21 protein-coding genes are annotated in these 21,287 nt (G+C 50.3%); 14 read left to right on the top strand and 7 right to left on the bottom strand.

Features of this window, described 5'->3' with window-relative positions; all coding sequences use genetic code 11:
- Positions 1–8 precede the first annotated feature (8 nt).
- The gene (locus GRF59_RS25145) at positions 9–689 is read left to right on the top strand and encodes a potassium channel family protein (RefSeq protein WP_160500483.1); all 681 of its coding nucleotides are present in this window, start codon (positions 9–11) and stop codon (positions 687–689) included.
- 6 nt (positions 690–695) lie between these two features.
- Positions 696–1,967: a cation:proton antiporter gene (locus tag GRF59_RS25140; RefSeq protein ID WP_160500482.1), complete on the top strand. Its 1,272-nt coding sequence runs from the start codon at positions 696–698 to the stop codon at positions 1,965–1,967.
- A gap of 192 nt (positions 1,968–2,159) precedes the next feature.
- Here the strand turns inward: GRF59_RS25140 and GRF59_RS25135 are convergent, their stop codons facing one another.
- On the bottom strand, positions 2,160–3,071 hold the full coding sequence (locus tag GRF59_RS25135; RefSeq protein ID WP_160500481.1) for a LysR family transcriptional regulator: 912 nt from the start codon (positions 3,069–3,071) through the stop codon (positions 2,160–2,162).
- Between the two features lie 224 nt (positions 3,072–3,295).
- On the opposite strand from GRF59_RS25135, the gene GRF59_RS25130 reads away from it, so the two are divergent.
- From GRF59_RS25130 to GRF59_RS25115, 4 genes are all read left to right on the top strand, one after another.
- The gene (locus tag GRF59_RS25130) at positions 3,296–3,964 is read left to right on the top strand and encodes a succinate dehydrogenase cytochrome b558 subunit (RefSeq protein ID WP_160500480.1); all 669 of its coding nucleotides are present in this window, start codon (positions 3,296–3,298) and stop codon (positions 3,962–3,964) included.
- A gap of 15 nt (positions 3,965–3,979) precedes the next feature.
- A complete protein-coding gene (sdhA, locus tag GRF59_RS25125; protein WP_160500479.1) occupies positions 3,980–5,725 on the top strand; it encodes a succinate dehydrogenase flavoprotein subunit in 1,746 nt (581 codons plus the stop codon).
- A 15-nt stretch (positions 5,726–5,740) separates the two neighbouring features.
- Positions 5,741–6,505 carry a succinate dehydrogenase iron-sulfur subunit gene (gene sdhB, locus GRF59_RS25120; protein WP_160500478.1) on the top strand — a complete coding sequence of 255 codons (765 nt, stop codon included), beginning with the start codon at positions 5,741–5,743 and terminating at the stop codon, positions 6,503–6,505.
- A 250-nt stretch (positions 6,506–6,755) separates the two neighbouring features.
- Positions 6,756–7,397 (top strand): ion channel, encoded by a 642-nt coding sequence (locus GRF59_RS25115; protein ID WP_160500477.1) that lies wholly within the window; start codon positions 6,756–6,758, stop codon positions 7,395–7,397.
- Positions 7,398–7,414: 17 nt separating this feature from the next.
- Here GRF59_RS25115 and GRF59_RS25110 read toward each other — a convergent pair whose 3' ends face one another.
- Positions 7,415–8,794 (bottom strand): aldehyde dehydrogenase, encoded by a 1,380-nt coding sequence (locus GRF59_RS25110; protein ID WP_160500476.1) that lies wholly within the window; start codon positions 8,792–8,794, stop codon positions 7,415–7,417.
- A gap of 131 nt (positions 8,795–8,925) precedes the next feature.
- Here GRF59_RS25110 and GRF59_RS25105 point away from each other — a divergent pair, with 131 nt between their 5' ends.
- Genes GRF59_RS25105 through GRF59_RS30175 form a run of 3 tightly spaced genes read left to right on the top strand, consistent with a single transcriptional unit; the run spans position 8,926 to position 11,434 of the window.
- Positions 8,926–9,792, top strand: coding sequence for a metallophosphoesterase (locus tag GRF59_RS25105; RefSeq protein ID WP_237392041.1), 867 nt, complete (start codon positions 8,926–8,928; stop codon positions 9,790–9,792).
- Positions 9,793–9,851: 59 nt separating this feature from the next.
- Entirely contained in the window at positions 9,852–10,445 is a 594-nt protein-coding gene (locus tag GRF59_RS25100) for a GNAT family N-acetyltransferase (RefSeq protein ID WP_160500475.1), read from the top strand.
- Positions 10,446–10,465: 20 nt separating this feature from the next.
- A complete protein-coding gene (locus GRF59_RS30175) occupies positions 10,466–11,434 on the top strand; it encodes an EamA family transporter (RefSeq protein WP_160500474.1) in 969 nt (322 codons plus the stop codon).
- Between the two features lie 155 nt (positions 11,435–11,589).
- Here the strand turns inward: GRF59_RS30175 and GRF59_RS25090 are convergent, their stop codons facing one another.
- Both GRF59_RS25090 and GRF59_RS25085 read right to left on the bottom strand, forming a co-directional pair.
- Positions 11,590–12,399 carry a histidinol-phosphatase gene (locus GRF59_RS25090; RefSeq protein WP_160500473.1) on the bottom strand — a complete coding sequence of 270 codons (810 nt, stop codon included), beginning with the start codon at positions 12,397–12,399 and terminating at the stop codon, positions 11,590–11,592.
- Between the two features lie 36 nt (positions 12,400–12,435).
- On the bottom strand, positions 12,436–13,338 hold the full coding sequence (locus GRF59_RS25085; protein WP_160500472.1) for a LysR family transcriptional regulator: 903 nt from the start codon (positions 13,336–13,338) through the stop codon (positions 12,436–12,438).
- A 397-nt stretch (positions 13,339–13,735) separates the two neighbouring features.
- Between GRF59_RS25085 and GRF59_RS25080 the strand changes: the two genes are divergently transcribed.
- The 5 genes from GRF59_RS25080 to GRF59_RS25060 all read left to right on the top strand — a co-directional run bounded on the left by GRF59_RS25080 (position 13,736) and on the right by GRF59_RS25060 (position 18,606).
- The gene (locus tag GRF59_RS25080; RefSeq protein ID WP_160500471.1) at positions 13,736–14,194 is read left to right on the top strand and encodes a chemotaxis protein CheX; all 459 of its coding nucleotides are present in this window, start codon (positions 13,736–13,738) and stop codon (positions 14,192–14,194) included.
- 69 nt (positions 14,195–14,263) lie between these two features.
- Positions 14,264–15,037: an SDR family NAD(P)-dependent oxidoreductase gene (locus tag GRF59_RS25075; protein WP_160500470.1), complete on the top strand. Its 774-nt coding sequence runs from the start codon at positions 14,264–14,266 to the stop codon at positions 15,035–15,037.
- 148 nt (positions 15,038–15,185) lie between these two features.
- Positions 15,186–16,598, top strand: a complete 1,413-nt coding sequence (locus GRF59_RS25070; protein ID WP_160500469.1) for a DEAD/DEAH box helicase — start codon at positions 15,186–15,188, stop codon at positions 16,596–16,598.
- 36 nt (positions 16,599–16,634) lie between these two features.
- Positions 16,635–17,381, top strand: a complete 747-nt coding sequence (locus GRF59_RS25065; RefSeq protein ID WP_160500468.1) for an ABC transporter ATP-binding protein — start codon at positions 16,635–16,637, stop codon at positions 17,379–17,381.
- A gap of 1 nt (position 17,382) precedes the next feature.
- The gene (locus tag GRF59_RS25060) at positions 17,383–18,606 is read left to right on the top strand and encodes an ABC transporter permease (protein WP_160500467.1); all 1,224 of its coding nucleotides are present in this window, start codon (positions 17,383–17,385) and stop codon (positions 18,604–18,606) included.
- Positions 18,607–18,752: 146 nt separating this feature from the next.
- Here the strand turns inward: GRF59_RS25060 and GRF59_RS29855 are convergent, their stop codons facing one another.
- From GRF59_RS29855 to GRF59_RS25050, 3 genes are all read right to left on the bottom strand, one after another.
- Positions 18,753–18,875 carry a YjcZ family sporulation protein gene (locus tag GRF59_RS29855; protein WP_211147087.1) on the bottom strand — a complete coding sequence of 41 codons (123 nt, stop codon included), beginning with the start codon at positions 18,873–18,875 and terminating at the stop codon, positions 18,753–18,755.
- 132 nt (positions 18,876–19,007) lie between these two features.
- On the bottom strand, positions 19,008–20,309 hold the full coding sequence (locus GRF59_RS25055; protein ID WP_160500466.1) for an aminotransferase class I/II-fold pyridoxal phosphate-dependent enzyme: 1,302 nt from the start codon (positions 20,307–20,309) through the stop codon (positions 19,008–19,010).
- A 261-nt stretch (positions 20,310–20,570) separates the two neighbouring features.
- Positions 20,571–21,230 (bottom strand): pyridoxamine 5'-phosphate oxidase family protein, encoded by a 660-nt coding sequence (locus GRF59_RS25050; RefSeq protein WP_160500465.1) that lies wholly within the window; start codon positions 21,228–21,230, stop codon positions 20,571–20,573.
- Positions 21,231–21,287: the final 57 nt, after the last annotated feature.

The raw sequence follows: 21,287 nt of genomic DNA, 5'->3' as shown, positions 1-21,287 counted from the left end.
GGGGAGAAATGAAAACACAGCAGTTTGTTGTCATCGGTCTGGGGCGTTTCGGTTCGAGTCTTGCGCTGGAGCTGATCGATCTAGGGTATGAGGTGCTTGGCATTGACAAAAATGAAGAAGTAGTCAGCAATATGAGCGAATATCTGACTCATGCGGTTGTGGCGGACGCCACGGATGAGGAGGTTCTGAAATCGCTCGGGATCCGCAATTTCGACTGCGGTATCGTGGCCATTGGCGATGATATCCAAATGAGCATTCTTGCGGCGATTTTGCTGAAGGATCTTGGGGTTCGCACCGTTGTGGCCAAAGCGATATCGATCTTGCATGGACGCGCGCTGGGCAAGCTTGGCGTGGACCGGGTGATTTTTCCGGAAAGGGACATGGGGATCCGTGTGGCCCATCAGCTCGTTACGCCGAATCTGCTCGATTATATCGAACTTTCTAAGGAATACAGCATCGTCGAAATGACGGTACCTGAATCCCTGAACGGAAAAACCTTAAGCGAGGTCAACACCCGCGCGAAATTCGGCTGCAGTATCGTGGCTCTACATCGTGAAGGCAAAATAATAGTTGCCCCGACAGCGATGGATCAACTTCATTCAGGGGATATTATGGTCATCATCGGTTCAAATGCGAATATCGACCAATTCGAGAGCGAAGCCGTTAATGTAAGCAAGAGCGGGAAGTGATCAGCCATGGAATCCTCGACTACCGAAATCATTCATCATATTTTAATCCTGCTGCTATTCATTATTACCGTCGGGATGCTGTCCGGACGACTTGCATCCTGGCTCCGATTGCCTGACGTTGCTGTATTTATTATTGCCGGCATGGTGCTCGGCAGGGGTCTTCACCTCATTAACACCGCTAGCAGCTCGCTGATCAATCAGCTGATTCTGACCGTAGGTTCAGCGCTAATTTTGTTCGATGGCGGAAGAAACCTCAGGCTGAGCGGACTGAAAAAGGTATGGATAACTCTTTCACTGCTAAGTGTCCCCGGCGTGATTATCACGACAGGTGTTGTGGGCGCAGCCGTTCATTTTTTGTTCGGACTGGATTGGATTTTGTCCTTTCTGGCGGCAGCGGTTATTGCTTCGACGGATCCGGCGTCCATTATTCCGGTCTTTAAACAGGTTAAAATCAAAGAGCGGGTAAGAGAGACGGTAGAAAGCGAATCGGCGTTTAATGACGCTACCGGCTCTATCCTAACCTTTGCACTGCTGGCAGCAGTAACAGGCGGCAAGTCGCTGCAGATCGGAACCATGGCCTGGGACTTTGTCAAAACCGCCGTCGGCGGCATCATCGTGGGAGCTGTCGTTTCGATCGTACTTACTTACTTGGTAGCTCATTTCCGGCTTGGCGTATTGAAAGATTATACGACGATTGCCATGATCGTTGTCGCACTTTCTTCCTATTTAATAGGAGACACGCTTCATGTCAGCGGATTTATGGCGACCTTTGTAGCCGGATTGATCTGGGGGAATGCGGATACGATGGGGTTGTCCATGGACGACAAGTTGGAGGAGACAGGGACCTTCGCGGATAATACCAGCGTTATGATGAGGATGCTGATCTTCATTCTGCTGGGCAGCCAGGTGGATTTCCGCTCCCTCGGCGATTACTTCTGGCCGAGTCTTGCGGCGGTACTGGTGCTGATGTTTATTGCCCGCCCGTTAACTGTCCTGCTGTGCGCGCTGCCAGACCGCAAGGTGAAGTGGTCATGGCGCGAGCTGCTGTTTATGATGTGGGTACGTGAAACCGGGGTGATCCCCGCTGCTTTGTCAGGAATGATTGCCGGAATGGGGCTCGCGCATGCGGGCACGATTTCAGCGGTGACTTTTATGGCGATAATGCTGACGATCCTGCTTCAGGCCAGCACCACCGGACTCGTTGCGCGCAAACTGGGACTGGAGATTAAGCCCGTCGCCTCCACTACTGCGGCTGCTGGATCAGCCGATGAAAAGTAATGGCATCGATCCTTAAACTATCATCCCTAAATATGAAAACGGCCCTTCGATGTAGACATAACTACTTTGAGGGGCAGCTTTGTTTTTGCTAGAAAGTGATTCTTGTTCATCGGTACGGTATCTTTAGATTCATTGCAAGAAATAATATAGCAGTATGCCCATTCTCCAGGAAGATTGCTTAGCTTGGAGAATTTATGAATCATGCTGATGAACATATTGTCCGAATATGGCCCTGGTTTCCTCAATCCATCGTTTAGCCCCGGCACTCAATCCTCCGTTTTCCGAATAAATCAGCGAGGTGGTGCGCCGGGTTTCTTTTAATGCAGGTATGTGAATGATAATGAGATCATTATCGTCCAGCAGCTGGCTGCGCAAATAGGATTTGGGCAGCAGTGCAGCGGCCTTGCAGGCAGGCAGTAGACGCACGATGGCTTCAAATGAATCCATCTCCATTCTGATGTCCGGGACGACACCTGCACGATGAAAAAGGTCATCGGTAAGTTTACGATACCATGTTCCCGTTGAGAATATAATCATGGGGAGTCCGTGAAGCATGTCCATGCTTACACCTTCCTGCTCAACAAGCGGATGGTTCTTGGGAAGAACGAGCTCCAGATGATCGTCGAATAGGGTGGTACAGCGCAGCCCGGGTTCCTCGATGGAGGAAGCAACGATGCCGGCATCGAGCTTTTTGTCGCGGACAGCGGATACGATTTCATGCGTTTTGCCTGTGATGAGCTTCAGCTCGGCAGTCGGATGCTTTTCCATGAAGGCGGTTACCAGCGGCGGCAGTGTCGTCTGCAGCGTTGTCAGGCTGGCTCCGAGCGTTACGGAGATTTGGTCATCTCCTTTATACTTAGCAATCATCTGCATGAATTTAAGCTTCTGCTGCCGCTGTTCGAGGGCGAAATTATACGCAGTTTGTCCGAAAGCGGTCAGTTCAAGTCTTTTGCCGCGCCGGTTGAACAGACTGACGCCGAGCTCATCCTCGAGCTTGGAGATTTTACGGGATAGGGCGGGCTGTGATAAATTGAGCAGCTTGGATGCTTTATTGAGGCTGGACTGCTCAACAATGGTGGCGAATACGTCCAAGTCCTCGAACATTCGGTTTCACCTTCTCTTTCGATTTGTTAAATAGATCACTGCAAGTTTATACTTATGCATCTAGATTATAACGATTAATAATTATATTGCAATTCCATTATAAGAAAAAAAAGAGTAACATGAAATATGCCACAAGTTGTTCACACTTGATAGGAGAACGGCTGTGAAATGTCGAAAAATGAATTTTGAAAACGTTGTATAGTGAGAAAGGGGCACGTCAATCTATGAATGGTTATTATTCCAGAAAGCTGCATTCGCTTCTTGGAGTCATTCCGCTCGGCTTGTTTTTCATTGAGCATGCGCTGACGAATTTTGGCGCATTTGAGGGAGGTCCCGCGCGTTTTAACGCCGGTGTAAAATTGATCAACGATCTTCCGCTCATTACTCTGCTTGAGTGGGTGTTGATCTATCTTCCGCTGATTTACCATGGCGTTTTCGGTTTGTACATTGCCTACCAGGCCAAGCCGAATAACGGACGCTTCCAGTATTCACGCAACTGGCGTTATCTGTTCCAGCGGATTACGGGTGTGATTACCTTTGTCTACATCATCTGGCACGTGTATGAGACTCGTATACAGCTGGCACTCGGTCATGTAACGCATGAAGAACTGGGCAGCGTGATGCATAACATCATGATCCAGCCGGGTCTGTTTATCTTGTACCTCATCGGCGTTGTATCCGCATCCTTTCACTTCGCCAATGGTCTGTGGTCCTTCTTCGTCAGCTGGGGCATCACGGTCGGACCGCGCGCGCAGCGTGTATCTTCATACATCTGCATGACGCTGTTTGTTCTGGTGGCCCTGATTCTGGTGCTGTCCATGGTTGCATTCCGCAGAGCGGAATTCCAGGAAGCAACGGTATTGCTTGATACAGTGAAGTCAGTTCTTAGTTAAGGAGAGTGAGCGTGCATGGCAACAAATAATATTATTATCGTGGGCGGCGGTCTGGCTGGTCTGATGGCAACCATCAAATCAGCAGAAGCCGGCGTCCATGTTCACTTGTTTTCTTTGGTACCTGTAAAAAGATCGCACTCCGTTTGTGCGCAAGGCGGAATTAACGGAGCTGTTAACACCAAAGGTGAAGGCGACTCCCCTTGGATCCATTTTGACGATACCGTATATGGCGGCGATTTCCTTGCCAACCAGCCTCCGGTAAAAGCAATGTGCGAAGCGGCTCCAGGCATCATTCACTTGATGGACCGTATGGGCGTTATGTTCAACCGGACTCCAGAGGGTCTGCTCGACTTCCGTCGTTTCGGCGGAACAAAGCATCACCGTACGGCATATGCGGGCGCAACGACAGGCCAGCAGCTGCTGTATGCATTGGATGAGCAGGTACGCCGCCATGAGGCGGAAGGACTTGTTACGAAGCATGAGCATTGGGAATTCCTGTCCGCCGTAATCGATGACGATGGCGTATGCCGCGGCATTTGCGCGCAGGATCTGCGTACGATGGAAGTCCATACGTTTGCTGCGGATGCAGTTATTCTCGCAAGCGGAGGCCCAGGCATCGTTTTCGGCAGAACGACCAACTCGGTCATCAATACGGGTACGGCAGCAAGCGCGGTTTACCAGCAGGGCGTTCATTACGCGAACGGCGAATTCATCCAGATCCACCCGACGGCTATTCCAGGGGATGACAAGCTGCGCCTGATGTCCGAATCCGCACGCGGCGAAGGCGGACGGATCTGGACGTACAAAGACGGCAAGCCTTGGTATTTCCTTGAAGAGAAATATCCGGCTTACGGCAACCTTGTTCCGCGGGATATCGCGACACGCGAAATTCATGACGTGTGCGTGAACCAAGGGCTCGGCGTCAACGGCGAGAACATGGTTTATCTCGATCTGTCGCATAAAGATCCGAAGGAACTGGACGTTAAGCTTGGCGGCATCATCGAAATTTACGAAAAATTCGTCGGCGACGATCCTCGTAAAATCCCAATGAAAATCTTCCCTGCTGTGCATTATTCCATGGGCGGCATGTGGGTCGATTACAACCAAATGACGAATATTCCGGGATTGTTTGCTGCAGGTGAATGTGATTACCAATACCACGGCGCGAACCGTTTGGGCGCGAACTCGCTCGTATCCGCTATTTATGGCGGCATGGTAGCCGGTCCAAAAGCAGTCGAATATATCAAAGGACTTAAGAAATCCGCTGCCGACGTATCGTCGAGTGTGTTCGAAAGATATAAAAAGCAGCAGGATGACAAATACGAGAACATTCTCAAAATGGATGGCAACGAGAACGCGTACGGCATCCATAAAGAGCTCGGCGAAATGATGAATGCCAACATGACGGTTGTTCGCTACAACGACAAGCTGGAGCAAACGATCGGCAAAATCAAAGACATGAAGCAGCGCTACAAGAACATTAACATTAACGATAAATCGCGCTGGAACAATCCGGGTGCGTCCTTTACGCGTCAGTTATGGAACATGCTTGAGCTTGCCGAAGCCATGACGCTCGGAGCGCTGCTGCGCAATGAGAGCCGCGGTGCGCATTACAAGCCGGAATTCCCGGATCGCAACGATGAAGAATTCCTGAAAACCACCAAAGCGACTTGGACGCCTGATGGTCCGGAAATTTCTTATGAACCGGTTGACGTTTCGTTGATCCCGCCGCGGATCCGCGACTATTCCAAAGAGAAGTAAGAAGGGGGATTAGACATGGCGGAACAAACTGCTTCTACCAAAACAGTGAAGTTTATCATTACCCGTCAGGACAGCCCGGACGCTGCATCATATGTTGAGGAGTTCGAGCTTCCTTATCGCCCGGGTATGAACGTAATCAGCGCCCTGATGGAAATTCAGCGTAACCCGCAGAATAACAAGGGTGAAAAAGTAGCACCAGTGTGCTGGGAGTCGAACTGTCTCGAGGAGGTCTGCGGAGCGTGTTCCATGGTCATCAACGGCAAACCGCGCCAGGCTTGCGCCGCTTTGATCGATAAATTGGAACAACCGATCCGCGTACAGCCGATGAGAACTTTCCCGGTTGTCCGCGACCTTATCATCGACCGCAGCCGGATGTTTAATGCGCTCAAGCGCGTTAAAGCGTGGGTTCCGATCGACGGTACGTATGATCTGGGACCTGGTCCGCGTATGCCAGAGAAAAAGCGTCAATGGGCTTATGAGCTCTCCAAGTGCATGACTTGCGGCGTTTGTCTTGAAGCTTGTCCGAACGTCAATGACAAGTCCGACTTTATCGGTCCTGCATCCATTTCACAAGTTCGTCTGTTCAATGCCCATCCAACGGGCGAAATGAACGCCGAAGAGCGTCTGGATGCATTGATGGAGGATGGCGGTATCGAAGGCTGCGGTAACTCGCAGAACTGCGTACGCTCTTGTCCGAAAGGCATCCCGCTGACGACTTCCATTGCCGAAATCAACAAGCAAACGACCAAGCATTTGTTCAAAAAATGGTTGAGCGTGTAACGCTAAGCCTAGATATGAAAGAGCCTCCGTCATCGCAGCGCGCAGCTGCGGAAGCGGAGGCTCTTTTTTCTGGAATTCTGGAGAGGAGTGAATGGCGGTGTGGGATATGCCGAATATTTCGAAGGCTGCGTTTAAAAGGCTGTGCCGGGGTAATCAGAATTAAGGCCTTATTAATAGACCCAAATCGAAGATTACGGATCGCTTTAGTAGTAAACCGGCGATACCGGTAATATGCGGGAGCGTGCTCGTCATGTCATGGTGGATGTGGATTATCAATGTATCCGGTTTGATTGTACTGATGTATATTTTCTACAGCCTGGAGAAGAAATGGACGAGCAAAGCCGTACTGTTAGCACCGATAATCATCTATGTGCTGGTATCGCTGGAGGACTTGTTCGGACTGATTGACCTGATGACCATCGTACCCGGAAATGGGGGGATGAGGGCGCTTATCCTGCTGTTTTGTCTCGTATCCGTCATCTTTTACGTGCTGTATATATTCAACCGGATCGCGGAGTCGGTATTAAAGAAGAAGAAGGTGTACATGAAGACGCTGCTGATCCGGATCAGTACGGCCGCGCTGACTTGTGTCTTCTTTTTCACCATCATCTATACATCCATCTACAAGCTGTTCGGGCATCATACGTTTGATGGAAATAATATCGGCAATGACCTGCTGAGCCAGCTCATATCCTTCTTATATTTTAGCGTGGCAACCTTCGTTACTGTGGGTTATGGCGATATCGCTCCTGTAGACAGCACCTCCAGACTGGCCGTCATCATGGAAATTTGTTTTAGCTTTATTACCGTCGCTTATGCATTGTCGATGCTCAGCGTATTCCGCAGAATCTTCAGTCCCGGTCCGGACGATAAACTTCCGGAAGAGTTGTAAGGCATGTGCCTATGGCCTTAAGGCTTCAGCAGTTTGCGAAGGTATTTCAAACCGTTTTTGGAGGAAGGGTAACGGAATGTAAAATCGAACAGATTGGTTTGTTTCAAGACGCTTTTGTAATGCGTAAAGGTATCGAAGCTGCCCCGGCCATGGTAAGCTCCCATGCCGCTCTCGCCCACGCCTCCAAAAGGCAGGTAAGGGGTCGCAATGTGCATCAGCGTATCGTTGATGCAGCCGCCGCCATACGAGACGTTGCCGACAACCGTCTCTTCGATTTCAGGTTCACGTGTAAACAAATAAAGCGCAAGCGGTTTTGGACGGGCGTTGATCATATCCACGGCTTCCTGGATGCGGTCGTATTCCATGATCGGCAAGATAGGGCCGAAGATTTCCTCCTGCATGACGGGCATATCCCATGTCACCTGTTCCAACAGCGTAGGTTCGATGGTCAGATTGTCTGGCGAGGTGCTGCCTCCGGAAACAACGTTTCCATGTTGAAGAAAGGAAGCGAGTCTATGAAAATGCTTTTCAGATACGATTCGTCCGTAGGATGTGTTGGATAAAGGGTCAGGGCCGTAAAATTCCCGAATAGCCTCCTGAATGCAGGTGATAAGCTCGGTCTTCACGCTTCGGTGCACGAGCAAATAGTCGGGTGCGATGCAGGTCTGCCCTGCATTGGTGAACTTGCCGAATACGATCCGCTGGGCGGTAAGCTTCAAAGGGGCATCCGCGTGTACGATGCACGGGCTTTTGCCTCCAAGTTCCAATGTCAACGGAATCAGCTGCTTCGCGGCTGCCTGCATGACTATTTTGCCAACGTTCACGCTGCCTGTGAAGAATATGTAGTCTAGAGGCTGGGCTAGCAGCTCCTGACTGACATCGGCACCGCCCTCGATCACAGCCACGTATTCCTCTTCAAAGACGCTGCCAAGGATCTTGGCCAGCAGTGTTGACATGGTTGGCGTCAGCTCAGAAGGCTTCATGACAGCGGTATTGCCTGCTGCCAGTGCACCGATCAGGGGAGACACAGCCAGCTGGAAGGGGTAATTCCACGGGGCTATAATAAGTGTTGTACCATAGGGTTCGGGAATAATACGTCCCTTGCTTCCGAAATGGGTCAATGCCGTTTTGGCCTTCTTCGGAACCATCCAACTCCGCAGATGTTTAATCGTAAAGGATAACTCCTCATATACAATACCGATTTCCGTTGAATACGCTTCGAATTCACTTTTGTTCAAATCCATTTTTAAAGCTTCGATGATCTGTTTTTCATTGGCTATTAATGCCTCCCTGAGTTTTTTCAGCTGGCGCAGGCGATATTCGAATGGACGGGTTGCGCCACTTCTGTAAAAATGTTTTTGTTTCTGAATAAGGTCTGCCATGGTATCGTTATACATATAGCTTCATCCTTTTCCATTCATTCTATGATTATCGTATTTCTAAGTTTTCAGCGGTAGGAAGGTCATTCTATCATCGCAAGACTAACAGGGATTTCTCATATTTCTATTATACAGGGAGTTTCCAGCAAATGAAAAATAGCCGGAAGTCCGGCATGATGACGCGGAGGGCGTTCTTAAAGCGCTCCGGAGCGGTCATTTTGGGTGCCGGCATGATGACTGGAGGCTATGCTTGGCTCTGGGAGCCGAGACAGCTTGAGGTGACTCGGCTGACTCTGCGCTGTCCAAGGCTCCCGGCCGCATTTGATGGCCTCGTGCTTGCTCAGTTCAGTGATCTGCATCTCGGATTTCATTCACGCGAAAGTGATATCTCACAGCTGGCCGAGGCGATAGACGGCGAATCTCCGGATATGATTCTCTTTACCGGCGATACGGTTGATTCCGGAACGGATGCACTGCCGAAGTATCTTCCGCTGCTCTCTTCAATGCAGGCTGGGCTCGGGAAGTTTGCGATTCTCGGCAATCATGACTATCTGGTTCACCCGGATTACGTCGTCGAGATGCTGGCAACGGCAGGCTTCAGCGTGCTGCGAAATGAGCATAAGCTGGTAAAGCATCAGGGCGGGACCATTGCCGTCGTCGGGCTGGATGATCAGATTATGGGCCGTCCGGATCCCGAACAAGGCTTACACGGTGTTCCCGAAGGCTTGTTTACCCTTCTGATGATGCATGAACCGGATTATGCCGACACAGCGGCCTTGTATCCATTCGATCTGCAGTTCTCCGGGCACAGCCACGGCGGGCAGGTGCGTCTTCCCTTCCTGGGTGCGATGCTTACGCCTCCCGGATCGAAAAAGTATATTATGGGAGCTTATGCGATCGGAGACCGTTCGATGCCTCTGTACGTCAACCGGGGCATTGGAGAGACCCATCTGCCGATACGCTTCCTGTGCAAACCGGAGCTCACGATCTTTACGCTGAGAGCAGGCAGGGCGTAGTTTTCCGCAGAAGAGAACCCGTTTATCGTGTTTCAGTTGGAAAGAAGGAGAGGGATGGGATGTTCGCAGAAAAATTTCGATTTCCGCCAGTGCTAAGGGGTGAAAGGGTGAGACTGGAGCAGATTGAAAAAAAGGATGCTCCCTGCCTCTTGGCCATCCTTTCTGACCCGCTTGTGATGAAATATGTCACTCAGGGGTCCTTTTTCAGCTTCACAAAGTCGCGCCGGGTTGCCGCCGAGCTGCTGAATACAAGACGGCCGGACTCGATGCATTACGGAATCTGGCTGCCGGAGGTGGAGGGGCCAGTCGGGGTCGTATCTTTGCAGAACTGGAGGCAGGAACGCCGCGACGCCATGATTGGTTACATGCTGGATCGCAGGTTCTGGCATCGGGGGCTGGCCACCGAGGCTCTGGGCATACTGCTGCGATATGCATTCAATGAGCTTCATTTGCAGCGCGTGGAGGGCAGATGCCACGCCGTGAATGAGGCTTCGGAACGCGTCATGCAAAAAAACGGCATGGAGCTGGAACGCACGCTAAATCAGAAAAGAATGTTTTTCGCGGCACCGCTCGAGATGAAAATATACAGTCTTACAGATCAACAATTTCAAGCCCGCAATACTGCAGGCTCTGAGCATGTTGGTAAGGATTGAAGGGAGATTAAGACAGCAAGGTGAAGGCAGAAACTTGGTTTAGACATCCGGCAGGCATATTAATCAGTTCCGCAGGGGCTACATTGCTCTGGGGAAGCGCACTGCCTGTCATTAAGATCAGCTATGAGCATTTTCAAATTGATTCAAAGAACGTATTTGGTGAATGGGTATTTGCAGGTTACCGTTTCGCGCTTGCAGGACTGATTCTGATGATCCTGGCCATGCTGATGGGGCAGAACCGAGGCAGCGGCAGAAAGTCGCTCTCGATGCCACGGCTTCTTCGGTTGGGCTTTATTCAGACCTTTATGCAGTATCTGGTGCTGTATGCGGGTCTCAGCTTCAGTTCAGGGATTGAGGGCTCGATTCTGGTCGGCTCCACCTCGTTGTTTCAGATTCTTTCGGCAAGAATGATGGACAAGACGGAGGGACTCAGCCCGGCGAAATGGTTTGGGCTTATGCTGGGATTTCTCGGCATTCTGGTTATGGGATTTGCCCAGCAGGGAGTCCAGTTCCATTTTGGCTTTGGAGCTCTGCTGCTGTTGGCATCGGCGGCCTTCGGCGGTTTCGGCAATGTGCTTTTCCGCAAGGAAAGTGCTCAGGAATCCGTAATTGCGTTGACAGGGAAACAGATGCTGGCTGGAGGATTGGGCCTTCTGCTCGTAGGAGCGGTACGAAGCGGCTTTGCGCCGTTTCATTTTGACGCCAAGGGCTGGCTGCTGCTAGCCTATTTATCGGTACTGTCGGCCGCAGGATTCGCGCTATGGAACACGGTCATGAAATACAATGCCGTAGGCAAGGTGTCATTGTACCTTTTCCTGATTCCTGTATTCGGCGTGCTGTTGTCGTCGGTGCTGCTGGATGAAAGGGTTTCTGCGTGGATTGGATTGTCACTGGCGCTCGTGGTTGCCGGCATCGTGATTGTCAATCGTTCCGGGCGCTCCAGACGGGCGAAAGGCCTTGCTCAGAAGGAAGCTGGCAGAAGCTTGTAATGCGAAGGTAAGCTTTGTAACACAATTGAAATATTGCTGTTATGCGTCTCTAACAGAGTCGGGGTACACTTATTGCATGACCCCCTTTTTGAAAATATAAATGATGTTTGAGGACCCGCACGTGACGGGTCCATTTTTTTTGCCCAGGTTAAGCCTTACAACGGCACGCGGACCTGCTGTTTATTTTTGTAATATACCCATTCGGTAAAACCGATCGCCTTCAGCCGTTCTGCAACCTGATCCAGCTCATCCGCTACGCGTTGAGGCTTATGCGCATCGGAGCCAAAGGTAACATTCACCCCGAAATGACACGCCCGCTCAAGTATGGCCTCTGCCGGATACCATCCGCCGCTCAGCTTGGTTTTGCCTGATGTATTGATTTCAATGGCAACGCCGTTCTCCGCAATCACCTTCAGCGTTTCATCGAGAATAGCTTCAGCCGGAATATCAGAGAATGCGGGGTAATTTCCCTTCATGGCATCGATGTGACCGAGAATTTGAAACATACCGCTCCGGGCCGAATCCTGGATTAGCCTATAATATTCTTCCTTGACCTCGATATGCTGTCTATCGCTTAGGTCCTTCCAGCGGTTTTTGTTGAAAATGCTGACTCCGCCAACGCTATGTACCGAACCGATAATGTAATCAAATGGGTACTCCGCTAGAACCTTACGGTAGACTTCAGCATGTTCGGGGAAATAATCGGATTCAATACCGAGCAGCACGTCGATTTTTCCTTCATACTCCTGTTTGAGTTCAAGCACTTCCTGAACATAGCGGGCGAGTTCAGACTTGCCCATTGCGATGCGCGGAAAGGCTTGTTCTTCCTTTTCCCCGAAATACGGAGTGTGGTCAGAGATACCGATCGCCTGCAGACCTGCTGCAATGCCGGCCTCGATATAATCACGGATGTTTCCGTCCGCATGTCCACAGCGGAAATGATGAGTATGCAGATCGAATTTCATGAGAAAGACTCCCTTCCTTAAAAATAGCTGTACATGTTATTCAGAGCTGATGAACTGTGTCTCAGGCATGCCCTTGAGGTCGCTTAAAAATTGCTGCATGGCTGAATTGAGATATTTGCCCGATTTATATATCACACCTACAGGATGACTGACTTCGAGCTCCCTCAGCGGAATGATCTTGAGCGTGCCTTGGCGCAGCTCGCTTGCGACCGATTGCTTGGACATGATGGCGGCGCCGAGGTCGATTTCGACCATTCGCTTGATTTCCTCGCTGCTGGATAGCTCCATAACAACGTTAGGGACAAGGCCGTGATTCTTGAATATTTCATCCGTGAAACGTCTGCCGACCGTATCATGCGAGAGCAGAATCAGTGGCATATCCTGCAGCACATCCATGGAAACCGTCGTCTTTTTGGCAAGCGGATGGCGCGGCGAAACTATGAGCTCGAAAGTATCATAATAAAGGACCGATGTCATTAAATTGGGATTGCGTTCAATCAGGTAACCGATTCCAACATCGATCTGCCCGTTTTCCACGCTCGTGTAAATCTGCGAGGATGCCATGGACTGAATTGAGGTTTTGATTAAAGGAAACTGATTCTGAAAATAAGATAACACTCTAGGCAAAATTTGAATGGCAATAGAGGTCGTCGTGCCAAGGACGATATGCCCCTGGGGAATATGCTCCAGATCGAAAAGACGCAGCTTAAGCTCTTCCACAACGGCCAAAATTCGTTCGGCATGTTCAAGAAATACTTCTCCGCGGTCCGTTAGCGTAACCGGTTGGTTTCTGTCTACCAAAACGGTTTTGAACTCATCTTCCAGACTCTTGATTTGGGCGGATACGGCAGGCTGGGTCAAATTTAGCAGTTCCCCGGCTTTGCGGAAACTCATCGTCTTCGAGATGGTAATCAGTGTCTCCAGTTGACTGATGTTCATGCAGTTCCTCCTTAGACCTTATTTCTACCCTACAGCTGAGTTTCGACCATATGTATATCCTTTAATTATATGGGATTCGGAAAGTCACGGCAATGGAAGCCGCGGACTTCCATACAAGAAGGAAAAAGTAGGAACATCTTAAAAAATAGATTCTACAAAATTCGCCATGGTATTCAAATTTGTAACTAAAGGACCGATATATTTATCAGGCTTTTGTGTTCTTTTTTCCTAAATAGGAAAAAAGAATCGTTTATAAGGGTATTTATGCCCTGGTTCTAAAATCAAGTGTGAATTTTTGGTGATTTATTTAAGGGTTTAACGTATAATTGTTTCAAAGAGAAATGGGACTTTTGGAGCGTGTCCTGCAATCTACAGTGGAAGGGGTGTCTATCAGAAAATGAAAGCGGAGGTTATTAATCCTTTTCTGGAATCCGCACGGCTTGTTATTGAGCAGGTCATCCAGGTATCGCCTTCGACGGGAAGCCTGGGAATCAAAAATGTGGAGCTCATTCAGGACCATATATGGATACAAATCGGAATGACCGGACAAATGAACGGAAATGTAATATTCGGCATTCACGAGCGTGTTGCTTTGCGGATGGTGTCCGCCATGATGGGAGGTTTCGTGCTAACCGAAATGGACGAGATGGGACAAAGCGCGATATCGGAGCTTGGAAACATGATCAGCGGTAACGCCAGTACGATTTTGTCCAACCAGGGAGTGAACGTCGATATTACGCCGCCGAAAGTCGTCAAGAGCGAGCATGTTACAGCGTTCCTTCCGCAAAAGGCGCTCAGTATCCCTCTCTTAATGGATGGTATCGGAGAACTGGATATTCAGGTCATGATTTCATAAAATAAGGGTATTCATGCGTGAAGTTCAAATTGAAGTTGAACGACGCATCCCTTGGGAGGAACTGAAATCATGTTGGAGAATAAAGTGGTTGTTATCACGGGAGCATCAAGCGGCATCGGACTACTGACGGCACAAATGCTTAGCAGCGAGGGAGCGGTTCCGATACTGGCGGCCAGATCGCATGACAAACTGACTGAAGCCTCGCGCAGGATGGCCGGAAAGCATGAGATCAAAGTGGTGGATGTGACCCGGGACGACCAGGTGAGACAGATGATGGATGAAGTCATCAAGACATACGGCCGGATCGATATTCTGCTAAACAACGCGGGATACGGGAAATTCGAGAATGCGGTGGACATGCCCGCGGAAGCATTTCAGCGGATGATGGAAGTGAATTATATGGGGACCGTGCGCTGCACGAAAGCCGTGTTGCCCCATATGCTTGAACGCCGGTGCGGTCAGATTGTGAACATCGCCTCTATGGCGGGTAAGATCGGTACGGCGAAATCGACCGCCTACACAGCAACCAAGCATGCGGTGCTTGGTTTTAGCAATGCCCTGCGGCAGGAGCTGAGAGAGACGGGAATCATCGTATCAACCGTCAACCCCGGACCGATCGATACGCCTTTTTTTGATATCGCGGATCCCTCGGGCGGATATGTGAGCAATGTGAAATGGCTGATGATGAAACCGGAGCAAGTGGCACGCAAAATTGTACAGCTCATGAAGACGGGTAAGGAAGAGCTGAACCTTCCATTCAAAGCGGCTGCCGCCATGCGTATATATCAGCTGTTTCCGCGCCTTTCAGACAAACTTACATACCGGATGATGAATAAAAAATAACCGGCCGGCTCAAGGTGAGCCGGTTTTTTCTTTTGATGTAGAAACTTCTGGAATCGGATTTGTGGCACATTTTCCGAATTAACTTTTGGTACGGCGGCTCTTTTATCATATAATGAATAGTAATGACTTATATAAAGGATGGAATTTGATGAACGCAACTTCATTTACAACGCTGGGTCTTGAGCAGCCATTGGCCGACGGCCTGTCGGAATACGGAATAACGGAGCCGACTCCGGTGCAATCGGAGGCCATCCCGGCTATTCTGAAAGGAGCGGATGTGCTGGCACGTTCGCAAACAGGAACCGGGAAGACGCTTGCCTACCTGCTACCCATACTACAGAATATCGATCCTGATCTGAAATCGCCGCAAAAGCTCGTGATTGCGCCAACGCAGGAGCTTGCGATGCAGATCGTCAGGGAAGGCGAGAAATATGGACAGGTTCGAGGCATTCAGGTGCTTGGCCTGATCGGAGGCGCCGCCCTGAAACGCCAGGTGGAGAAGCTGAAGCAGCATCCGCAGCTAATCATAGGTACACCGGGCAGAGTGCGGGAGCTTATTGAAGTCCGCAAGCTGAAAATGCACCAGGTCAACACCATTGTGGTGGATGAAGTGGACCAGGTATTTCAGCTTGGAGGTGCTGGCGATGTAGACCGGATTTTCCGGAGCGCCCTTCGTGACCGACAATTGGTCTTTTTATCGGCAACGGTTAGCAATGAAACGGCTTCCCTGGTGAAACGTGAAATGCAGAATCCGGTGGAAATCGGAATTGATCCGGACCAGTCTACAGCCAAGGGGCTCGAACATATCTATTTCGCCGGCGAAGAGCGCGATAAGATGGAAAACCTGCGCAGAGTGATCCGCCACTATAATCCCAAGAAAGCGATGGTCTTCGTGAACCAGACGGAATCGATCGCGGAAGTGCAAGCAAAGCTCAACTTTATGGGGTTATCCGCAGAAGCGTTGTATGCGGATGCGGATAAGATGGTCAGAAGCCGGGTGCTAAGAGGCTTTAGAAATGGCAAGTTCAAGGTGCTCGTGGCCAGCGACGTTGCGGCCCGCGGCCTGGATATCGAAGGGCTGGAGATGGTTGTGAACTACGATCCTGCGCTCGACTCCGAACATTATGTTCACCGGGCGGGGCGCACAGGTCGGATGGGACGCAGTGGTCTTGTCATCTCTCTGGTAACGAACCGGCAGATTTTCATCATGAACAAGTTTGCAAAAGAGCTTGGCATTTCGCTGGAGGAACGAAGAATGTACGGCGGGAAAGTGCTTGAACCCAGAGCGGCATCCTCCGTTCAGAGATCATCTACGCCTCGAAAGCCGATAGGAGCGGTTAGGGATGACAAAGCCCGAATCTCGTCCGAAGCTTCGGATCAAGGTTCCGCGGAGAGACGGCAAGGCAAGGAAAATATCCGTAAGCCATCCGGTCCGGCGAAAAGCAAGAATGAACCCTTCCGTGGAGGCAAGCCCACAGAACGCCAAAGCCGCAGCGAACGGGAGCGGGAGCGCAAGAACAAAGGCGCACCAAAATGGTTGAAAGACAAAAAACGCCCTTAAACGAAGAACGGATTGGCATTTCATGGAGGTGAAGCAATGAACGGCAATACGGTGCTGGATATACAGGGACTCAGCGGCGGTTACAGCTTGAACCGTCCTGTGCTGCATGATATTTCCTTTCAGGTGAAGCCCGGAGAAATGGTCGGGCTTATCGGTTTGAACGGTGCGGGTAAAAGTACAACCATGAAGCACATTCTCGGACTGATGAATCCCCAGAAAGGGGAAATCCGGGTCCAAGGCAAGAAGAGGGAAGAAGATTCGGAAACCTATCACAGCTCGCTGGCTTTTGTTCCGGAATCCCCGCTTTTATATGAGGAAATGACGGTACGCGAGCATTTGGAATTTACGGCGAGAGCATATAATGTGGCACGCGGAGATTATGAGGAACGTGCGGACAGGCTGGCGCGGATATTCCGGATGCAGGACAAGATGGACAGCCTTTCGACGCATTTGTCCAAAGGGATGCGCCAGAAGGTGATGATTATGTGCGCATTTGTGGCGCGTCCTTCGCTTTATATTATTGACGAGCCCTTCCTCGGGCTGGACCCGCTGGGCATCCGGTCTCTGCTGGATTTCATGGTTGAATTGAAGGAAGGCGGCTCATCAATATTGCTGAGCTCACATATTCTATCGACCATTGAAAATTATTGCGACCGGTTTATCGTTCTGCATCAGGGGAACGTCATTGCCCAAGGATCGTTGCAGTCAATCGCCGCACAGGCAGGAACTACCGGGGCAGGACTGGAAGACATGTTCTATACCCTCGTGCAAGGCAGGGATTGATATGGACTTGACTAAGCTTAGGTTGGAACGCCGCGGCCGATTCTGGGGAAAAGAGGTCATGCCATATCTCGGCTACGTCATCCAGAGCGGAGTGGCCGTTCTGCTGTTGTTTTTGCTAATCGCTTTTTCGGCATGGTACACTTCGCTGGTTCAGCATATTCCCGAAGGCCTTCCCATCCGCTGGATCATGTTGATATTGTTCGTGCCGCTCACGGTCAACAGCAGCTTTAGAACGTATCTGCAGCCGGCGGATACCGTTTTCCTGCTGCCGCAGGAATCCAAAATGAGCCAATATTTTAATGCAAGCTGGATCAGCGGCGTAATCTATAAGTTATTGGGAATCGCCCTCGTATTTCTGATTTCATGGCCGCTTTATGTACGTAGTGATACACATCCGAAGGCCTTTTGGTTTTTCCTGATCGTTCTTGTCGCGCTTAAACTTCTTGCAAGCTATGGATGCTGGAAGGAACTGCGGATGGTATCGCGGCGGACGTCGATGGCCTATCGGCTGCTTCGGTACGTGATTCTTGCGCTTTCCATAGCCGCATGGCTGTGGCAGCCCGCAGGTAGAAGCATGATCTTTATCCTATTGCTTGCCGTCACCTATTTCGTAGCCCTTCGCATTCCCGCCAAGCATCTTGTGGCATGGGAAAGACTGATCGCGCAGGAGAAGACCCACAGCGGCCGCGTTCTGATGATGCTGGGCTGGTTTGTCAACGTACCGGGCAGACAGCAACGGATCTATTCAAGAAAGTGGCTGTCATGGGCGGGCAACCGGATCCCATGGAAACCGGAAGCCGCTTACCGGTATCTCTTGATGAAAAGCTTTGTGCGGAGCGACATATTTGGTATTGTTCTGAGAGCCGGCATTCTGGGGGCTCTTCTGGTCTGGTGGACCCGGAGCGGCATGCTTGGAAGCGGGATTTATTTGTTCTTCGTGTTTCTGGCAGGAGTGCAGCTGTCATCGCTGCTGCGCTATCACAGTGAATCCTTTTGGCTCCATGTGTATCCGATTCCTCCCGGAAGCCGACGCACGAACGCGATCGGTCTTGCTTTTCAGATTCAGCTTCTGTTAGCGGTGCTGATTTGGCTGCCGCTTCTAGGGACCGGGGCGGGCCGGCTGGGTACGGCATTCATGACGCTTGCCGCCGGCGTGATTCTTTGCCTGTTGTTCCGTTTTTTTGCGGGACGCAAGAAAACCGCGGATGACGACGATGACGAATAGTGCCGGAATCTGCTCAAAGCAATGAATGTTGAAGAACAATCCGGCTTTGTTGTAATTTCTAAACATAAAAAAAGCAGAAGACCGGGGATTTTCCGGCCTTCTGCTTTTTTGCTTCAGCTGATTCTTGTTGATTTAAGTGTGTGAGATTATACCCAGAAAGAACGAGTGATGATGACCAGGAGGATGAAGAGAACCAGGATTGCACCAGTGTTGCCAAACATTCCGTGTCCACAACCGTATCCGTATCCGCCTCTTACTTCTTCGCTCATTGTTCATTCCCCTTTGCAATGGATTGTTTTGGTTACACCGTATCTTATGTCCCGGGGGAAGACTGTGCTTGGGCAATTACCCGTTCCTCATCAAAAAACATTGTTATTCGAAAATGTCGTGTGCGGGCTGATTTATTTGTTCTTCAGATCCTGAATACCCTGATACACCAGATCAAAAAGCTCTTCCAGATATTCTTCCTCAATACAGGAGAAGGCGACGCGCAGATCATGTTCACCCAGAGCGATCGTTCCGACCCCGTATTGATGAAGGATATGCGTGCGCAGCTCTTCAGCATGAATATCCTTCAGCTTCAGGCACATGAAGTATCCGGAATTGAAAGGATAGTATTCCCATACGTCTTTATATTTGCCGCTGTCCAGCAGAGATTTAACTTTGTTGGCACGGCCTTTCATAATATTGAATTTTTCTTCCTTCTGCGCATGGAATTCAGGCGCTTTGAGCGCTTCGAGCACGAAGGTTTGGGAAGGATGGGCACCGCTTGAGATCGTAGCGCGGATGATGCCCAGCGTTTTTTGCTCCAGTGCATTCAGCACTTCCTTGCTGTCGGAAGCAAAGGTAATGAACCCGACGCGGAAGCCCCATACGAATTCCTCCTTGGTGGCGCCGTCGACCTTGACAGCGAGCACGCGCGGATGAAGATCCGCCAGCTTGCCGAACAGGGATTCCTTCAGGGAATCTTCAAAGAACAATCCGAAATAGGCGTCATCCGTTACCACAACCACGTTGATGCCCGCTTCTGCAGCTTCCTTGATGGCATCAACGATCTCATTGCCTTCCTTAAGGCCGGGCGTATAGCCGGTAGGATTATTCGGGAAATTCAGGATCACGATTGCTTTGCCTTTGTCCTTCTGGGCAAGAAGCGCTTCGCGAAGACCCTGGCTGTTAAACATCATCTCATCGGTGAAGAGCGGGTAGTTCACGATTTCCGCATGACGGCGGATACCGAAGGTCAGCTCGTAGTTCTCCCAGTTTTTATCAGGGTAAATGACCGCGTCTCCTTCATTGACGAACAGATCGGCAACGACGCTCAGTCCATGTGTCAGTGCATTGGTTACAATGGGGCTGCTCAGCGATTTCTCGCGCAGGGAAGGGTTCTCCTCTTTCATCTTGGTCAGCCATGCGGTCCGAAGCTCAGGCTTGCCTGCGGGAGGAGCATACGGGTACAGATCCTTAGGCTGGAAAGCGGAGAGCTTGCTTTGAATGACGTCCAAATGCATCGGGATGCCGCCTTCAGTCGCAATACCAATGGTGGCATTGTACTTTTTAGCATGTCCGGACGCTTCGGCAGATTGGCTCAAAATACCTTCTTTTGGGAAATAGATTTCTTTGCCCAGCGTAGACAGCATCTCATACACATGCGGGTTGCCGGATTTAACGCCTTCATTCAATTGTTCAGCGATTGGGTTTAACATTTCTTCCATCCTTCCGAATCGGTTGTAATGTCAGGATTTTTTTGCAAAATCCCCATGTAAGATTATCCGTTTTAACTGCCTAACATTATATCACCTGCAGCAGGAACCGTCACGGAAAAAGGAGCTTTTTAGGAGGAAGAATTCATGGGTTTTCGACGGACCCGCTTCTTTCGGACTTCGCCGGAACACTGCTCTCCACAGGAGGAAGTTCTTCCATAAAATTCGGCTTCGCAGACGGCTTCTTGACGAAGAAAACATGGATCAATAATCTTCTTCCGAGCCTTGGGCTGCCTTGTCCGCTTTCGGTTTGCGGGCAAGCGGCACGCAGCTGCGTATATGGTCAGCGGTTTCCATGTCTCTATCCGCGCCGCGAGACTCGAGTCCGCATAATACTTGTTCCCTTTTTCCCTTCGTGAGATTCTGTCCGAATTTGAACTTGGCACTGATATGGTCCGCAACGATTTTGACCACGGCTACATTGCGGAGTCTTGGTGCGTACACCGGATTGGATGCTTCAATCGGCTCATAACCGCCTTCCGGCTGCAGCTTCTTCATCAGCATGGAGAAGGCGGCGGCTTTTTCCTCCAAATCCTTTACCACTTCAGCGGTACCGGTTGCCGTTACGCTTTTGAAATAGGATGTAGCGGGACATGCGAGGCTTGGATCTGTAAAATAGGACGGAATGACGGCATACTCATCGGCTACGCTGAAGCTGACATGCGGATTGGCTTTTAAATGCTCCATTTTTTCGCCGATCCGGCTCCCGTGAAAATAGAAAATCCCTCCGTCGTATACATAATTCAAAGGAGTGACACGCGGCCGGCCGTCCTCCCCGATGGTGCCTAGAAAACCAAAGCTCATACCGGATAAAAAATCATGAATCTCTTGCTCTTCCTTGACGCTGAATTCCTTTCTTCTCATTCAGGCTTCCCCCACTTCTATTTGTAAGTTGTTGACATCATAACGGAGTCATTGACA

The organism is Paenibacillus dendrobii (assembly GCF_009807035.1).
Taxonomy (GTDB): domain Bacteria; phylum Bacillota; class Bacilli; order Paenibacillales; family Paenibacillaceae; genus Paenibacillus_AQ; species Paenibacillus_AQ dendrobii.
This window is presented reverse-complemented; position numbering and strand designations above follow the sequence as displayed.

Bases quoted from the DNA above. Each gene is read 5' to 3' on its own strand.
- GRF59_RS25050 (WP_160500465.1), bottom strand. From the start codon at position 21,230: ATGAGAAGAAAGGAATTCAGCGTCAAGGAAGAGCAAGAGATTCATGAT.
- sdhA (WP_160500479.1), top strand. From the start codon at position 3,980: ATGGCAACAAATAATATTATTATCGTGGGCGGCGGTCTGGCTGGTCTG.
- GRF59_RS25070 (WP_160500469.1), top strand. From the start codon at position 15,186: ATGAACGCAACTTCATTTACAACGCTGGGTCTTGAGCAGCCATTGGCC.
- GRF59_RS25110 (WP_160500476.1), bottom strand. From the start codon at position 8,794: ATGTATAACGATACCATGGCAGACCTTATTCAGAAACAAAAACATTTT.
- GRF59_RS25065 (WP_160500468.1), top strand. From the start codon at position 16,635: ATGAACGGCAATACGGTGCTGGATATACAGGGACTCAGCGGCGGTTAC.
- GRF59_RS25140 (WP_160500482.1), top strand. From the start codon at position 696: ATGGAATCCTCGACTACCGAAATCATTCATCATATTTTAATCCTGCTG.
- GRF59_RS25085 (WP_160500472.1), bottom strand. From the start codon at position 13,338: ATGAACATCAGTCAACTGGAGACACTGATTACCATCTCGAAGACGATG.
- GRF59_RS29855 (WP_211147087.1), bottom strand. From the start codon at position 18,875: ATGAGCGAAGAAGTAAGAGGCGGATACGGATACGGTTGTGGACACGGA.
- GRF59_RS25060 (WP_160500467.1), top strand. From the start codon at position 17,383: ATGGACTTGACTAAGCTTAGGTTGGAACGCCGCGGCCGATTCTGGGGA.
- GRF59_RS25080 (WP_160500471.1), top strand. From the start codon at position 13,736: ATGAAAGCGGAGGTTATTAATCCTTTTCTGGAATCCGCACGGCTTGTT.
- GRF59_RS25145 (WP_160500483.1), top strand. From the start codon at position 9: ATGAAAACACAGCAGTTTGTTGTCATCGGTCTGGGGCGTTTCGGTTCG.
- GRF59_RS25115 (WP_160500477.1), top strand. From the start codon at position 6,756: ATGTCATGGTGGATGTGGATTATCAATGTATCCGGTTTGATTGTACTG.
- GRF59_RS25100 (WP_160500475.1), top strand. From the start codon at position 9,852: ATGTTCGCAGAAAAATTTCGATTTCCGCCAGTGCTAAGGGGTGAAAGG.
- sdhB (WP_160500478.1), top strand. From the start codon at position 5,741: ATGGCGGAACAAACTGCTTCTACCAAAACAGTGAAGTTTATCATTACC.
- GRF59_RS25135 (WP_160500481.1), bottom strand. From the start codon at position 3,071: ATGTTCGAGGACTTGGACGTATTCGCCACCATTGTTGAGCAGTCCAGC.
- GRF59_RS25130 (WP_160500480.1), top strand. From the start codon at position 3,296: ATGAATGGTTATTATTCCAGAAAGCTGCATTCGCTTCTTGGAGTCATT.
- GRF59_RS25105 (WP_237392041.1), top strand. From the start codon at position 8,926: ATGAAAAATAGCCGGAAGTCCGGCATGATGACGCGGAGGGCGTTCTTA.
- GRF59_RS25055 (WP_160500466.1), bottom strand. From the start codon at position 20,309: ATGTTAAACCCAATCGCTGAACAATTGAATGAAGGCGTTAAATCCGGC.
- GRF59_RS25075 (WP_160500470.1), top strand. From the start codon at position 14,264: ATGTTGGAGAATAAAGTGGTTGTTATCACGGGAGCATCAAGCGGCATC.
- GRF59_RS25090 (WP_160500473.1), bottom strand. From the start codon at position 12,399: ATGAAATTCGATCTGCATACTCATCATTTCCGCTGTGGACATGCGGAC.